Below are 15,578 nucleotides of genomic sequence, written 5' to 3'. Positions count from 1 at the left end.
GGGGGAATAAATTTTTAGGGGGAGCCACATATAGATGGCCATGCAGAACAAGAAGGTGGCGGCTATCCTGGACCTGGTGGCAGATTACCTGGAAATGGATGGTGTTGATTTTCGTACCAAGGCCTACCGTCGCGCGGCCCATACCGTGGACTTCCTTTCCCAACCCATCGAGGAAGTTTGGAAGGAAGGGGGCCTGGAGAAGCTGCCGGGTATTGGAAAGGCCATTGCCCTTAAGATTGAGGAAATCCTTGATACCGGGTCCCTCCAGTACCTGGAGGACTTAAAGCAGCAGTACCCGGTGGACTTCGAGGGTCTGCTCCTGGTGGAGGGGCTGGGTCCCAAGACCATCAAACTGCTATACCAGGAGTTAGGAGTTAAAAATCTGGATGACCTGGAAAAAGCGGCCAGAAGGGGACATATTCATCGCTTGAAGGGTATGGGAGTTAAGAGTGAGAAGAAAATCCTTGAAAACCTGGAGTTTGCCAGGAAAAGCACTGGAAGGCGACTTTTAGGGGATGTTCTTCCCCTGGCTTGGGAACTGAAAAAAAGAATAATTTCACTGCCTGAAGTCCAAATAGTGGAAATTGCAGGTTCCATTCGACGGAGAAAAGAGACCGTGGGAGATATTGATATTTTAACTGTGACCAGCAACCCCCAGAAGGTGATGGATTACTTCGTTAACATGGATCTGGTGGGAGGGATAATATCCCACGGCCCCTCCAAATCCACAGTCCGGCTTAAGGATGGAATGGAAGTGGATCTGCGGGTTTTTAAGAAGGAGGAATATGGCTCGGCCCTGGTATACTTCACCGGGTCCTGGGAGCTTAATGTAGAGTTACGTAAAATCGCCATAGCCCAGGGACTTAAACTCAATGAATACGGAGTATTCAGAGGGGAGGAGCAGTTAGCGGGGAGGACCGAGGAGGAGGTTTTCCAGGCCCTGGGACTGTCCTACATCGAACCAGAGTTAAGGGAAAACCGGGGGGAGATCGAGGCGGCCCAAACTGGTGAACTACCGGAACTGGTGGAAAAATCTGATATAAAAGGAGATCTTCACCTCCACACCAGGTGGAGTGATGGTCGCTCATCCATACTGGAGATGGCCGAGGCGGCCCAGAAACTGGGCTACCAGTACCTGGCCATTACTGACCATGCCCAGGGCCTTCCTGTAGCTGGGGGACTGGATGAAATTGCCCTTCAGGAACAGATGATAGAGATCGATACCTTAAATGATGAACTTGAAGATATCCGGGTGCTTAAGGGGGTTGAGCTTAATATAGGTGTGGATGGCACTATAGATATTGAGGAGGTTGTCCTGGAGGAATTGGACATCGTCCTGGCCGCAATTCATTCGGGAGTGCCCTTCAAACCCGGGACCATGACTGGTATAATCCTGGATATCCTGGAGATGGAACATGTGGATATCCTGGCCCACCCCTCTGGCAGGAAACTTAAAAAACGACCAGCCTATGACATCGACCTGGAGAAGGTGTTTGAAACCGCCGCTGAGACAGGAACCATCCTGGAGGTGGATGGACAACCCAAACGTCTGGATCTGAATGACGAAAATATAAGAATGGCCCTAAAATATGGATGTCGCCTGTCTGTGGACACCGACGCCCACCACACCCGTGACCTGGACTACATGGAGCTGGCAGTATCCACCGCCCGTCGGGGATGGGCTCAAGCCCCGGACGTGGTTAACACCCTCCCCCTGAAAAAGCTTCTTAAAACTCTGAAGTGACTTTAAACTAACAATTCATATATCTTGTTGAATCAGGCATAGGAGCCGTACCAGGGTAACCACATCCTCCCGATTATGTTCTAAGATGGGTACCAGAGGGCCAATATTTTCCTCCTGGAGATAGGTGCGGTAATAATCAGGTACCAGATGGCTGGGGACATCATCCACTCGTTCCAGATCAAAAAGATGCCTTTCTAAGGTTTGGAGCTGGCAGTTGGGAAGTTGTGACTTCCAGTTGGACCGGGCCGGATACAGCAAATCCAGATGGTCAGCGGGGTTACGATAATCCAGGTGGTGATGGCTCATCCTCTTTTTGATGAAGGGTGCATCAAAACTCCGGCCGTTGAAGCTCACCAGTAACGTTTTTTCATGGTTAAGTGAGGAGTAGCTTTCCAGAACGGCTTTTTCTTCATCCAGATCTCTCAGGAGGAACTGGATAGTTTCTAACTTGTTTCCTGATACCCTGGCCACTCCGATGAGTATCAGGGGCACTCCATCCAGTCCCAGGGTCTCGATGTCCATGAAAAGCAGGTCCTCCGGATCCCGGGCTGACATGCACAGGGTGTTTAAAGGATGGGATGGGTAGAAAACCCTAGTGATATGTTCAGAAAGCTTAGTGAAATTTTCCTCATCCACCAACTTACAAATCCGGGTAGCTTCCGAGCCGTAGTTACTGTGTTCCGCCAGATCCCTTAGGGTGTGGTAACCGTCCCCTTTTAATTTAGTCTCTTTAGCCTGACCCACACCCTTGAGAAGCTTTAAATCGGATAATATCTTCTTCTCCATTTTTTCAGGGGAGGGAACCTTTACATTTATCTTTTCTTTCTTTTTAAAGGAGAAACAGGTTCCATGGATGTTTTCTATCTCATTTCCATGGGATAAATCTTCCAGGGAGTGGTCCTGGTACTTCAAAAGCAGCCTTTTTTTAAGTTCGTAAGGATTCTCGGTCAGGCTTGACATTAGTTTTTACATCCATTAATGCTCTTATTTTTAGGGTCCAATGGCCCAAATTAGTTGACAAACATTATATGAATAAAGGGTTATATATAATGCTAATTATAGGACGTAGGAGGAAAAACCTTGAAAAAATACTTTTTAGCAATTATCATGTTGGTGCTGGTAGTCATGGCCTCGGGGTGCACCACCACCAACCAGAACACAACCAAGGGCTATTCTGCCGGTGGGATTTCATTTGACTATCCCAGCAGCTGGTACATACAGAACATGACCGAAAGTAATGTTACCACGGTCCAACTTTCAGATCCTGATTATAATCAAACTAACGCCTCTAAAGGTAGTTTTGCCGCCATAATTATCGGTCCAGAGACCAGTTCCAACGACCTGGCCACCTTCCGGAATTCCCTCAAATCAGAAGCCAACGCCAGTGGAGTAAACTCCACCACCAATACCATAAACATTGCCGGAGTGTCAGCCAACGCCACCACCTTCACCGGTAAAGATGATTCGGGTAATCAGGTCTACCTGCAGCTTATTGACTTTACCAAGGGCAGTAAGTCCTTAATAATATTCCTGGCCGCGGGTGGCGGAGCCAACATAGACACCGCCAAGACCAACTTCGACGTGATTATTAAAAGCTTTAAGGTGGAGTAAATCCACCTCCCATATTATTTTTTTTAGTAAAATCAATTTCAGGAGGTATTTAGTTGGAATTTGGAGACTGTATTAAATTTGCAAGTGAAAACCCCATCGCCTGGATTGCAACTGTGGAAAAAGACCAGCCCCGGGTGAGGGCTTTTGGAATGTGGTTTGCCGATGAGACCGGATTCTACTTCCAGACCGCTACCATAAAGGAGATTGTGGCTCAACTGCAGACTAACCCCAAAGTGGAGTTTGCTTTCTACCAGCCAGATGACATGACTGGCACCATGCTCCGGGTAAGTGGTGAGGTGGAGTTCCTGGACGACTTGAAACTAAAGGAGAAGGTCATAAAGGACAGACCCTTCTTGAAGGAATTGGGAATGACCCCCCAGGATGAGAGATTAATTATATTCCGGGTAGCAAAGGGAGAGGCCCATTTCTGGAACTGGGAGAGCAATTTAATGCCTAAAGATATCATTAAATTTGGTTAAGTAAGGAGATCGTATGGAAGTCGTGTGCCTGATCGAAAATCACAGTGAAGACCCTGAACTAGAATCCGAGCATGGGCTTTCAATTTTTTTGGACACTGGTCAATATAAAATATTATTTGACACTGGAGCCACCGGTAAGATAGTGGACAACGCCCAACTGATGGGTATTAAGCTGGAGGAGGTGGATCTGGTCATCATATCCCATGGGCACTACGACCATGGAGGTGGCTTAGGAGCATTCCTGGAACTTAACCAGGGGGCTCCGGTTTACATGGGTAAAGGGGCGAATAATAAGCACTCACGGATTGATAACGATACGATGAAGGACATCGGGCTGGATGAAAAAGTTTTAGAGATGCACAAAAGACGTATTGAATTTTTAGATGATTTTACCGAGTTAAGGGATGATCTGTACATTATAACTTCCATAAATCATGCACATACCATTCCGGAGGGCAATAGGCTCCTCTATGAAGGAGAAGGTTTAGAACTGGTTCAGGATCGTTTTGCTCATGAGATACTAATGGTTTTAAAACGGGATGATGGTCTGGTGGTGTTCACCGGTTGCAGCCACAACGGTATACTGAACATCCTGGACACCGTAGTAGAAAAATTACCAGACACTCCCATAATAGCAGTGTTTGGCGGTCTTCATCTCATGATACCCCCAGATGACTCTATAGTGGACTCCCAGGAGTTGGAGATTATTGCCCGCAAATTAATGGGGTATTCAATTGGCAGGATCTACACTGGCCATTGCACCGGGACCCGGTCCTACCACTTTTTGAAGAGGATCATGGGGGATCATATCGAATACTTCGCCACCGGGTCTAGGGTAAAAATATAATCAAAAATTTATTACCCTAAGTGGGTTTGTAATTTTTTTATTGAAGATCTAATTTTTTTCCCCCTAAAAAAAAATTGGGGGTAATATGGATTAAGAAAATGAAAGATTAATTCTCATTTTCCCCTGATTCCGGGGTTGTTGCACCTGGCAATGACTCTGATCTTATCAAGAATCCAAAGACTCCGCCCATGGTACTCAGCACAATCTCCATCACAATGTAGACAACTAGACTGCTCAGAATCACTGTTATATAGGATGCATAGCCCTGACTGACCAGAATAATTACGGAAATGAGGTTTACAATTATTGCTGCGATTATCCCTGAGACTAATCCATTAATTGCTCCGCTTTTGAAGTTTTCATTAATCATGAAGCCTACCAGCATTCCCCCCAGGAGGAACGATGAAAACAAAAGACTTTCACCAGAAAAGTACGCTACTACATAAAATGTAACCACAATCAATGATCCAATTAACAAAGGTCTCCATTTAATAATCTCTTTAAGCATAACAATCACTCCCGTATTATCCTTCATTTTTAAAGAATAAAAATATTCTATTAACTCATTTTAAAGGTCTAAAGTTTAATATTTAGATAAATGTCACCCACCCACAAATTACTATAAAAAAGGCACTATCGGGGGTTTGACTTTTCTATAGATTATTCAAGCGACTTTGGTTGGTTTTAGTAGGGGCCCACCCACCCTACATTCACAAGAGATGAACTGGTTTAGATATCACTCCTCGGTATTGGATTAATTTTATCAGCTTTCATCGAACTTTATATGTTCATGAGAAATGGCTCAATATTTCATCTTGTTATTTGACGGAATTTCCTACAATTAATCCAATTTATAGCCCAATGTTTAAACCAGAGTATTTAAGTACTTATTTCCAAATCCATACCAAATTATGCCCAAATTGATCTAAATATCGTTAATTTCAATTATTTATTCAAAAAAGCACAATCAGATAGTGTCTTAAAAAAACTGCAAAAATTGTTCACCTGAAGCCCATTAGGGGAACTGTAGAATGTTCCTTAGATGAACCATCAAAGGTTTCAGATATGGATGTTCGTCCAATTTTACCCCAAGACCAGTAATAATCTTTGGTTAACTGATGATGGATAATCCAGTATTTTTAAAAACCGTTGCAAGTGTTTTAGGCAGCTTGTATTATTTATAAAGCTCTCGCAGAAGTTGGGTTAAACGATCCATACCCTCGGCTGTCTCTTCTTCCATCCTTGTATTAAGCATCATGTCACGGTCTTCAACTGATTGGAATTGAAATACTTCAGTTATTCCCGTTTTTCCGCCGATTTCCTCCAGGGTTAATCTTTCCAGAAACTCTTGACCAGGCAGGGTTTCAATGGTCTGAACCAGGCGTTCAGGGGGCATGATCTCCTGGTACACTCCGCTAAAGGTGAACTCATTGCCATTCGAGTCGTGCTGGATGAACCGCCACTTTCCACCCGGCCGCAGGTCCATCACTTCTACCATGGTGGATAGATTGGTGGGACCCCACCACTGGGGTATCAGCTGCGGATCCGTGAAGACCTTCCAAACCATCTCCTGCGGGGCGTTAAAGACGTGAGTCATGACGATTTCTCTTTCCGATGCATGGGTAAATTTTGTGGAGTGGCTGATTTCGGTCATTGTTCACTCCTTTGTTCTAGATATCTGGCTAACTTGTCCAGGGATTCATTCCACCCTGCTTCGGCTAGGACTCTATTTTTCCTGTCCGGGAATCCCTCATGCTGCAGGGTGAACCTGGTCTTACCCCCATCTTCCTGGAAGGTTACAGTCACCAATAACTCTAATGGCCAGTTCCCCTCCATTCCATAATGAGCTGCCGGGACCACGTTACCTTCGGCATCGGCAAAGCTATCTGTGGATACAATCCGCTCTGGGGGAACGATTTCCTTGTAGATACCGGTGCTCCAGAAGTCTTCACCATCCGGGGAGCGCATACAATATAAAGACGTTCCTCCCACTCGTAGATCGATTTTTACAACCGGTGCCGTGAAATTCTGGGGGCCGAACCACTGCTTAACAGCATCGGCTTCAGTCCAGACTTTCCACACCTCTTCGGGAGGTGCGTTGAAGACGCGGGTGATGAGTAGCATGGTGATCTCTATTATGCCCATGATGTTGCCCTCAGTATCCTTAAACAATCCAGTAAAGCCCATACCGGGAATTTCCATTTTATCGGTTAACATCTTACCCCCATTTTCTTCAATTTTCTGGGCGAATTCATCAAAGGAATCAACACTGATGGTATCCCGGACCACATCACCAGATTCCTTGGTCATTATGGCTCCATGTATCCCTGGTTCTTCATCATCTCCAGCGGTTACCAGCCAGTAGTCGAAGGGACCTCCCCAGTTGGAGATCTTCCATCCAAACACTTCTTCATAAAATTTTATAGCCCTATCCGGATTTTCTGCAGGTATTTCGAAATGCACAACCTTAGACATTATTATTCACTCCCCTTTATCCGCCCCAAAATGGTTCAGATCACTCTAATTATAGCTTACCACAACTTAATACACTATAATATATTCCCGGAGTGATATAACAATATATGGATTATTAAAAAAATTCACAAGATGAAAGAGGGGGGAAGTGGCTGGAATGAAAAACATTACCGGAGTTATGGCCGAACCGGGAATACAAGAAATATTAATCGGAAGAGAGTTAGAAGCACCGAGAGGGAGTATTTTTAAGGCGTGTACTGATCCAGATTTGTATGGGCAATGGATGGGCCCCGGAGGATTAATATCGAAGCTGGAGATATCTGAGCCCCTAAATGGAGGATCCTGGTGATACACATCAAAGGATCCAGATGATAGTGAGTATGCATTTCATGGCGTGAATCCTGAATCCTATCATCGCCCGAAGAGGTCTTGGAGAAGATGCAGGAATAGAAATTTCGATAAAAAAAAGGTAAGGGGGAGTTGTATGCAAAAAATAATACCATTTCTATGGTTTGATGATAAAGCCGAGGAGGCGGCGAATTTTTATACCTCCATTTTTAAAGATTCGAAGATAGAAAGGGTTACTCATTATGGAGATACTGGGCCGGGTCCGAAAGGAACGGTTATGTCCGTGGTATTCCAACTGGAAGGACAAGAATTTTATGCGCTAAACGGAGATCCCCCCTACACCTTCAATCCAGCCATATCCTTCTTCGTGAACTGTGAAGACCAGAAGGAGGTGGATTATTTCTGGGAAAAGCTCTCCGAGGGCGGAGAAAATCAGGGCCCGGGCTGGATTAAAGATAAATACGGCCTCACCTGGCAAGTAGTTCCCACCCTATTAGGGGAGCTCTCAAATGATCCCGATCCAAATAAATCAGAAAGAGTGATGCAGGCCATGATGCAGATGGATAAATTAGAGATCCAAAAATTAATAGAGGCCTATTAGGGATGAAAGTGGGATATGAGGAGACAATAAGAACTCTAATATTATTTGAAGGAGGAAAAGAATGAACAAACTACATTTTTCCATAACCATTAAAGCACCTAGAGAAAGGGTCTGGGACACTATGCTCAGCCAGGACACCTACCAGTCCTGGACGGAAGTATTTGGGCCCGGTTCACACTTCGTTGGGGAATGGAATTTAGGGAGTAAAATCCTTTTCCTGGCCCCGGATGAAACCGGTCAAATGTCGGGCATGATTGGCAGAATAAAAGAGAACCAGCTATATGAGTACGTTTCAGTGGAGTACATTGGCGTGGTGCTGGCTGGAGAAGAAGATACCTCCAGTGAAGAGGCTATGAATGTGGCTGGGGCCATGGAGAAATACACCTTCAAAGAGGTAGATGGCTCCACTGAGCTTCGGGTGGATATGTATATGGATGATGGGGATGAGTTCGTAGGGATGTTCCAGGAAATATGGCCCCAAGCCCTGCAGAAACTTAAAGAGCTGGCGGAGAAATAAATATCCTACTCATATTCTTAAATGGACAGATATTTATTCAAAATAGGCAGTTTGAGTAAAGATTACCATGGTTAAGTATGTAGCGTTACTAAGGGGCATAGGCCCCTCTAATCCTAACATGCGTAATGAGAATTTGCGTAGGGTTTTTGAGGATCTTGGCTTTTTCAATGTCCGGACGGTTATTTCCAGTGGTAATGTTCTGTTTGAAGCTAAATCCAGTAATGTAAAACAACTAGAACTCCTCATTGAAAGAACCCTGCCTGAACAGCTTGATTTTAGAAGTACCACCATTATTCGCAGTAAAGAACAATGGGCGGATCTTTTTAATAGCAATCCATTTGGAGACATCAGGGACACACCAAAATCCAGATTAAATGTCACTTTCTTAAAAAATAAACCAGAAACAGATCTTGAATTTCCATATCATGCAGAAAATGAGGGTTTTGTCGTTTTAGGTGTATTTAACGGTGCTATCTGCAGCTTAGTGAATCTGGAAAGATCAAAAACCCCACATCTAATGAGCTGGCTGGAGAAGGAATTTGGCAAAGAAATAACCACCCGGACCTGGAAAACAGTTGGTAGAATTCTTAAGAAGCTAAACGAAAGCTAGATCCTAACTTTATCACGGATCTGATTGCTGAAGAATAGGTATCAAGATTGCTGAAGAAATCGGGGCATAGCTCCATAATTCTACTTCACCCTTCCGGAGAGTGGTTCTCAATAAACCAGTTAATTAACTCCCTGGCAATACTAACCTGGGAAGGTGGTGGGGTAATTTCAGGGGCAGTGAACCATTTTGCATCCACTATTTCCTTCCCATCGACCTTGATTTCTCCTTTTTCGTATTGGGCTGTGAAACCGATCATGAAAGAATGGGGAAAGGGCCAGGGTTGGCTACCGAAATATTCTATATTCCTTACTTCCAGGCCAACTTCTTCCATTATTTCCCGGCGGACAGCTTCTTCCAGGGTTTCTCCCGGTTCCACAAACCCTGCGATAAGTGTATATCTATCTATAAGGCCGTAGGAGTGTTTGGCCATTAAGAGTCCATTATCTTTAACTATGGCGGTTATCACTGCTGGTGAGAGGCGGGGAAAATTCATTAAACCGCATTCCGGGCAAATTTTACCCATTTCGTATTCTGCGGTTTTGGTGGGGGAGCCGCACCTACCACAGAACTGGTGATTTTTATCCCAGTTGATGATCTGGATGGCTCGGCCCGCCAGAAGAAAGATATCTTCATCTAAAAGTTCATAAAGTGATTTTAAGTCCTGGAAAACCATTCCATCCGGGGCGGTGGTTCCAGGCTTCACCTCCGCAGCATAACTGGGGTGGCCTGCCAAGGTACCGAGATATATGATTCTAACCGGATCAATGGATAGATCATTTAGATTTTCAGCTAAAGGAATTTTATAACTACCTTCAGGGTTTAAGAGTAGTTTATCGGAGTTGAAGATGAACCAGTAGGCAGGATGGTTGTTTTCTACCTCTCTGGTAAATGCAGGGATGTATCTCTTGTAAATGCTTTCCCTTTTCATAATATTAGGTGATCTGGGGGTTGAATAAATATTTATTGCATTATAATTTTTTGATAATTTTATCTAAAAACAAATTATAAGATTTATTTCATAATTGAAGATTAAATCAGACCGTTTCATTAATATTAGAATCAAGAGGATGTATTGGAATTGTGAAATTGAAGTTTGAACCTTTTCCAGGTTCGGATTCTACCCAGATTTCCCCGCCATGCTGATGGACAATTCTCTGGACGATGCTCAAACCCATCCCGGTTCCTTCATACTCCTCGTTGGTATGTAGACGCTTGAAAATGTTGAAAATACCTCCCAGATGTTCAGAATCAATACCTATCCCATTGTCCTTCACACTGAAAAGATACTGATCTCCATCTATCTCTTTAGAGATATGGATTTGAGGCGAGTTTTCACGGCGATACTTTATGGCATTGCCAATGAGGTTCTGAAATAATAAAATCATCTGATAAGCATCACCCACGATTATGGGGAGTCCATTATGGATTATAGTGGCGTTATTCTCATTGATTAAGACCTTAAGGTTTATATTAACAGTATCTAACACCTCCTCTAAGTCCACATAGTCAAACATCAATTCTTTATTGGCAATTCGAGAGTATTCTAATAAATCCAGGATCATATTATCCAGACGTTTAGCACCATCCACCGCAAAAGAAATGAATTCATTAGCATCCTGGTCTAACTGGTCCTTATAGCGTTTCTCCAGTAACTGTAAAAAGCTGGTAATCATCCTCAGAGGTTCCCTTAAGTCATGAGACGCCGCATAAGCAAACTGTTGTAAATCCGCGTTAGTATTGGCCAGCTCTTCAGTCCGTTTAGCGAGTTCATTGGTGCGTAGTTCTACTAGTTCCTCCAGATTTTCCCAGTATTCCCGGAGTTCTTCTTCCGCCTTTTTAAGTTCAGTAACATCACGTGCCGCCGCAAATATACCCACTACTTCACCATACTCATCCTTATAAACAGCTGCATTGTACATAACCGGAGTAATATTACCATTTCTATGTTTAATCTCCAAGGGATAATCTCTTACCATTCCCTCCTTAAAAACGAGCTGGTAACCTTCTTTAGCCTCATTGGGCCGGGTGAAGTAATCTGCAAAATCCGTGCCCACAAGCTCCACACGGGTATGGCCAGTAACATTCTCGGTAGCTCTATTTACATCGGTAATCATACCATCCGGTCCAATGGTAACCAGGGGATCTAAAGAAGTCTCTATCAGGTTACGGTTATAAGCATTTGATAATTTCAGTTCTCGGGTACGTTCATCAACCAATTTCTCCAGGTTATCTAAGGTCTCTTTAAGTTTTATTTCTGCCTGTTTACGTTCGGTAATGTCCATACCTACTGCCAGTATTTCCTGAATTTTCCCTTCATCATCGTATATTGGTTTATTAGTCCACCTAATCCATACTCGCTTGCCATTTTTGAGGATGTTTTCATTTTCATTAACATCATATTGATCGGGATCTTTAACGATGTCCTGGACAATATTGGCCAAACTTTTGCCAGCAACCTCATCTCCAGGTACAATTGTCATTACGGATTGATTTAATAGCTCCTCTTCGGTGTATCCGAAGAATTTCTCGGCATATTCATTGAAAAATGTTATTTGGCCTTCTGTTGTCCAGCGGATGATGATGCTATTAGTATTCTGTACTAATTCTCGATATTTTTCTTCACTGGCCCTTAATTTACGGTTGGATATGAGCCTATTCATGGCGATGGATATTTGATCCGCCACCACCTTCATCAAAGCTAATTCTTCCGGGGCAAATTTGATTCGTGACTTAGTTCCAAAGGATAATGTGCCGATACTCTGGCCTTCAATCAGTAAGGGGTGACAGGCGTAGGCCTGAACCCCATAAGACTTAACCAACCCGGTTCGGGGGTCCTGGTTTTCAAAAATATTTTCGGCAACTACTCGTCGTGATTGCAACGCAGCACATCCACATATACCCCTGCCAAAATCTAACCATTCAATCCTTTGGGTTTCTTCTTTTGGTATTCCAGAATATGCATTAAGATGCAAACATCCTTTTTCGTTGTCAACTAGGTAATTCAGAAAGAGATCACAATCCAGAAAGTTCATGGTTTCTAAGCATATGGAATCAATAATAGTCTGAGGATCATCATTGGTTAGAAGCTTCCTGAAAACATCCGCCAGAAGTTTATCACGCTGTTGGTTCCATAAGAGCGTGTCTTTTGTCTTTTTACTTTCCAAGTTCTCAATAAGATCCCAGTTCCCTTCACGTCTAATAATTGCAAATTGATGGTTAATAATCACATCTATAATCTCATTGGCACTACATTTATTGAGGGAATAGGTACATAAGGCCATCATGGGATAGTTTCCGATAACATCGTTGATTTCTTCCTCATAATTAACAAAATCGTCCCAATCATCTTTCTCCAGCCAGAAGGTATTCCTACTAAGTCTCAAACCGGAATAACCCTTATCCAAAGCTCTATCCAGTTTTTCCACCCAACCATTTAAAACTCTCTTGGAATCAAAAACGTCATCATTAACGTACCATTGGGTGTAGGGGAGTATTTCGAGTTGTCCCTCCTCCAGGTAACGGTTAACATCCGGTAGAACCTTTCCCAGAGCTTCCCTGGCCTCTTCCACACCTAAAGGCTCGGATGTGACCCACATGCAAAATTCGTTACTATCCAATCCGGCTTTAAAATAAGGGACCAGTATGTCGATTAGATCATCTTTAGTACGATAGAACTGGCAGAAATGGGTCCCCCAGGGGACATCTCCCATGATATCTATGCCTGATTTTCTCAGTACCATGACCTAACTGCCTCCGGGTGAAAAAAGAATTCTAATTTAATTTGAAGTTCGTAATAGATAAACTTTTATAGAGCAATAAGTTCCATTGATAACCTTTTCTCGAGGCCCAAATTCTTGCAGAAAATCGGTGCATTAATCTCCAAGTATAAATATAAAGAAAATAGTATCTTATGAAAAAAAACAACCCTCAATCAAAAAAGCCCGGTTCACCCAAGGCGGACGGGGAAGGTATAGTGCTCGCGAAGATCGCCGCGATGCCAGAACCGTATCGCACCATGGGAGAGCGGCTCCATGCCATCATCAAAGCCAGTGAGCCAACCATCTCACCGAGGCTCTGGTACGGGATGCCCGCCTATGCCAAGGACGGCAAGGTGGTCTGTTTCTTCCGCGGGGCCGAGGATGAGAGATATATGACCCTCGGCTTCAACGAAAACGCCAACCTCGACGAAGGCCACATGTGGCCGACCTCCTTCGCCCTGAAGGAGTTGACTGCCACCGAAGAGGAAAGGATCATTGCCCTCGTGAAGAAAGCGGTGAGCTGAGGACTGAGTTGGCCAGCAAAAGGCCCTATAAGTCTTTCCTTTGCAAATATGATAGTTGTAATTTGATCTGTCACCCTACTATTGTTTATCTTAATCTATTCTATCAATATGCATTCCCATGTTTCAGCTTCGGTGTCTATGGTTGCAAATAATTCTTTTTCCACATCTTTGAAGAGATCTTCACAATTGAATTTTAAATCTGCCGATTTTTTTACTGAATACATTCTGCCTCTAGCACTCTTGACGACTATATCCCCTTCTCGGGTTATTCCTACCACTAATTGTTTGATTTCCTTTGCCATAATACTCAAATCCTCTAATATAAATTAATCGCATCCATCCATATAGTGATTGGCCCCTTTAATATTTTAATTTTATTTCGTAATAGTGCAGATGTTAACCCCTAGTCGATAGGCCAAATGAAAAATTTGTAATTAAACTATTGAATTATTTAACTTCAGAGTTCAGTTACTTCGTTAAACAATTCTTATGTTTATCATAAGGTCGTTAAATTTAAATATTTGACAATCTTAATATAGATCCATGCAAGAAGAAGATGAAGAACTACTAGAAAAATGGTTCTTAATCCGCAACCTCAGCTCCGGAACAGAAAAAACCTACAGAATAGCCATCAAAGATTTTTCAAAGTTCATAGGAAAGACTCCAACCGAATTAAAAGCCGAAGCAGATGAAGAAGAAGCTTCCCCTATCAGGTTAATGGATAGGAAGGTATCACTAAATTTACTTCGATATAAAAAGAAACTCAAGGGCGACGGTAAATCTCCTAAAACTGTTAATCTATATTTTTCTGCTATCAAATCATTCTACAAATCATTCCAAATAACTTTACCAGATATTAAATTGGATAAGGGGGATATTGGCCAGGAAAAAAATATTGGCAAACCCTTAACGAGGACAGATATTCACAAACTAATAAGTGCAGCATCAACCAGGGAAAGAGCACTAATCTATCTTATGGCCCTTTCGGGTATGGGGCAACAGGAAGCAAGAGATCTTACAATCAGTAAACTTCTAAATTCTGCCAGCCAAGCTACTGGAATTGGCATTGAAAGTGTTGAAGACCTCTTTAAACATGAAGAACAGCTACTTAATGAAGTTTTGACCTTAGAGATAAGAAGGAAGAAAGTTAATTATCGTCACTATACCTTCATCCCACCTGAAGTCACAAGAGAAATCATAGCTTACCTCAAGGAACGATGCTATGGCCGTAATGAGAAGATTAGAATTTCAGGTGAAGTAGAAGAACCTATCTTCGTTAACAATTATGGTGGCAGACTAAGTCGAGATAGTATAGTTACTAATTTTAGGAGAATCGGGCAGGAAGCAGGATTCAAAAAAGATAAAGGAAGTTATGCTTTTTGGAGAAGCCATGCACTCAGGAAGTACTTCATCAGCACTATCATAAATAAAATAGGTGAAAAAGTCATTGCTGACTATTTGGCCGGCCACAAAATAAGCAGTCAAGACAGAACTTACTGGCAGGCTAACCCTGCTGACTTAAAAAACCACTATCTTAAAGCTTTACCCTATTTATCCTTGGACGAGGCCAAGGTAAAGGATGTGGAGAGTGAAGGCTTCCGAGAGCTAAAGGAAGAAAATCGTGACTTGAAAAGAGAATTGGATGAGTTGAGTATTAAGTTAGGAGAGCTAGACGGCTTTGCTGAATATCTTAAAAAGCAAAGAAAATGATGCTGAGGTCATATTCTCTTAGAAGACTCCTTTTGATATTTTTCATAGATAAATTAGCCTTTTAAGATTCTATTTACTTGTTATTCGTACATGGATCTCATAAAAAGATCCCATTATTGCTTTAAATAGTTTTTTTGATTTTTAACTTATTTATCAATACTTGAGTCCTAAATAGTTATTTCTTTGCATTACGTTTTTTATGCTGATTAAGTATAGTTCTTTTTTTTCCGTTATTGTTCTATTATTAAATCTTTTCTGATTCTAGGGGATGTTATCAGGCTTTTTTTTCATTGTTTTTGCATACGGAACATGTTATTAGCTGGTGATTAAAATTGAAAGTTTCTAGAAATTTCT

17 protein-coding genes are annotated in these 15,578 nt (G+C 42.7%); 10 read left to right on the top strand and 7 right to left on the bottom strand.

All coding sequences use genetic code 11. The features are described from left to right. The first annotated feature begins 34 nt into the window (after positions 1-34). A complete protein-coding gene (polX, locus tag FGU46_RS01355) occupies positions 35-1,744 on the top strand; it encodes a DNA polymerase/3'-5' exonuclease PolX (protein WP_353619893.1) in 1,710 nt (569 codons plus the stop codon). Positions 1,745-1,759: 15 nt separating this feature from the next. On the opposite strand, the gene FGU46_RS01350 is transcribed toward polX, so the two are convergent. Further along, on the bottom strand, positions 1,760-2,704 hold the full coding sequence (locus FGU46_RS01350) for a ribonuclease H-like domain-containing protein (protein WP_286475761.1): 945 nt from the start codon (positions 2,702-2,704) through the stop codon (positions 1,760-1,762). A gap of 120 nt (positions 2,705-2,824) precedes the next feature. On the opposite strand from FGU46_RS01350, the gene FGU46_RS01345 reads away from it, so the two are divergent. The 3 genes from FGU46_RS01345 to FGU46_RS01335 are packed head-to-tail and all read left to right on the top strand — an operon-like array spanning position 2,825 to position 4,681. After that, the gene (locus FGU46_RS01345) at positions 2,825-3,355 is read left to right on the top strand and encodes a PsbP-related protein (protein ID WP_286475759.1); all 531 of its coding nucleotides are present in this window, start codon (positions 2,825-2,827) and stop codon (positions 3,353-3,355) included. A gap of 53 nt (positions 3,356-3,408) precedes the next feature. Further along, positions 3,409-3,834 carry a pyridoxamine 5'-phosphate oxidase family protein gene (locus FGU46_RS01340; RefSeq protein WP_286475758.1) on the top strand — a complete coding sequence of 142 codons (426 nt, stop codon included), beginning with the start codon at positions 3,409-3,411 and terminating at the stop codon, positions 3,832-3,834. 13 nt (positions 3,835-3,847) lie between these two features. After that, positions 3,848-4,681: an MBL fold metallo-hydrolase gene (locus FGU46_RS01335; protein ID WP_286475755.1), complete on the top strand. Its 834-nt coding sequence runs from the start codon at positions 3,848-3,850 to the stop codon at positions 4,679-4,681. Between the two features lie 106 nt (positions 4,682-4,787). Here FGU46_RS01335 and FGU46_RS01330 read toward each other — a convergent pair whose 3' ends face one another. The 3 genes from FGU46_RS01330 to FGU46_RS01320 all read right to left on the bottom strand — a co-directional run bounded on the left by FGU46_RS01330 (position 4,788) and on the right by FGU46_RS01320 (position 7,156). Then, complete coding sequence (locus FGU46_RS01330; RefSeq protein WP_286475753.1) at positions 4,788-5,189, bottom strand: DUF5518 domain-containing protein; 402 nt, start codon at positions 5,187-5,189, stop codon at positions 4,788-4,790. Positions 5,190-5,855: 666 nt separating this feature from the next. Continuing rightward, positions 5,856-6,335, bottom strand: a complete 480-nt coding sequence (locus FGU46_RS01325; protein ID WP_286475752.1) for an SRPBCC family protein — start codon at positions 6,333-6,335, stop codon at positions 5,856-5,858. Next, a complete protein-coding gene (locus FGU46_RS01320; RefSeq protein ID WP_286475746.1) occupies positions 6,332-7,156 on the bottom strand; it encodes an SRPBCC domain-containing protein in 825 nt (274 codons plus the stop codon). Before FGU46_RS01320 ends, FGU46_RS01325 begins: the two co-directional genes overlap by 4 nt. A 157-nt stretch (positions 7,157-7,313) precedes the next feature. Here FGU46_RS01320 and FGU46_RS01315 point away from each other — a divergent pair, with 157 nt between their 5' ends. From FGU46_RS01315 to FGU46_RS01300, 4 genes are all read left to right on the top strand, one after another. After that, complete coding sequence (locus FGU46_RS01315; RefSeq protein WP_286475744.1) at positions 7,314-7,505, top strand: SRPBCC family protein; 192 nt, start codon at positions 7,314-7,316, stop codon at positions 7,503-7,505. Positions 7,506-7,640: 135 nt separating this feature from the next. Then, entirely contained in the window at positions 7,641-8,105 is a 465-nt protein-coding gene (locus FGU46_RS01310) for a VOC family protein (RefSeq protein WP_286475742.1), read from the top strand. Between the two features lie 61 nt (positions 8,106-8,166). Next, a complete protein-coding gene (locus tag FGU46_RS01305) occupies positions 8,167-8,622 on the top strand; it encodes an SRPBCC family protein (RefSeq protein WP_286475740.1) in 456 nt (151 codons plus the stop codon). 67 nt (positions 8,623-8,689) lie between these two features. Further along, positions 8,690-9,232 carry a DUF1697 domain-containing protein gene (locus tag FGU46_RS01300; RefSeq protein ID WP_286475738.1) on the top strand — a complete coding sequence of 181 codons (543 nt, stop codon included), beginning with the start codon at positions 8,690-8,692 and terminating at the stop codon, positions 9,230-9,232. 85 nt (positions 9,233-9,317) lie between these two features. On the opposite strand, the gene nudC is transcribed toward FGU46_RS01300, so the two are convergent. After that, positions 9,318-10,160, bottom strand: coding sequence for an NAD(+) diphosphatase (nudC, locus tag FGU46_RS01295; RefSeq protein ID WP_286475736.1), 843 nt, complete (start codon positions 10,158-10,160; stop codon positions 9,318-9,320). 106 nt (positions 10,161-10,266) lie between these two features. After that, positions 10,267-12,972, bottom strand: a complete 2,706-nt coding sequence (locus FGU46_RS01290) for an MEDS domain-containing protein (RefSeq protein ID WP_286475734.1) — start codon at positions 12,970-12,972, stop codon at positions 10,267-10,269. Positions 12,973-13,142: 170 nt separating this feature from the next. On the opposite strand from FGU46_RS01290, the gene FGU46_RS01285 reads away from it, so the two are divergent. Beyond that, complete coding sequence (locus tag FGU46_RS01285; RefSeq protein WP_286475732.1) at positions 13,143-13,514, top strand: DUF1801 domain-containing protein; 372 nt, start codon at positions 13,143-13,145, stop codon at positions 13,512-13,514. 95 nt (positions 13,515-13,609) lie between these two features. Here FGU46_RS01285 and FGU46_RS01280 read toward each other — a convergent pair whose 3' ends face one another. Further along, positions 13,610-13,816 carry a hypothetical protein gene (locus FGU46_RS01280; RefSeq protein WP_286475730.1) on the bottom strand — a complete coding sequence of 69 codons (207 nt, stop codon included), beginning with the start codon at positions 13,814-13,816 and terminating at the stop codon, positions 13,610-13,612. 241 nt (positions 13,817-14,057) lie between these two features. On the opposite strand from FGU46_RS01280, the gene FGU46_RS01275 reads away from it, so the two are divergent. Continuing rightward, the gene (locus FGU46_RS01275) at positions 14,058-15,224 is read left to right on the top strand and encodes a tyrosine-type recombinase/integrase (RefSeq protein WP_286475728.1); all 1,167 of its coding nucleotides are present in this window, start codon (positions 14,058-14,060) and stop codon (positions 15,222-15,224) included. The last annotated feature ends 354 nt before the right edge of the window (positions 15,225-15,578 follow it).

This window comes from Methanobacterium sp. CWC-01 (assembly GCF_030323845.1).
GTDB lineage: Archaea > Methanobacteriota > Methanobacteria > Methanobacteriales > Methanobacteriaceae > Methanobacterium > Methanobacterium aridiramus.
The sequence above is the reverse complement of the archived record's forward strand: the minus strand, read 5'-3'. Positions and strand labels throughout refer to the sequence as shown.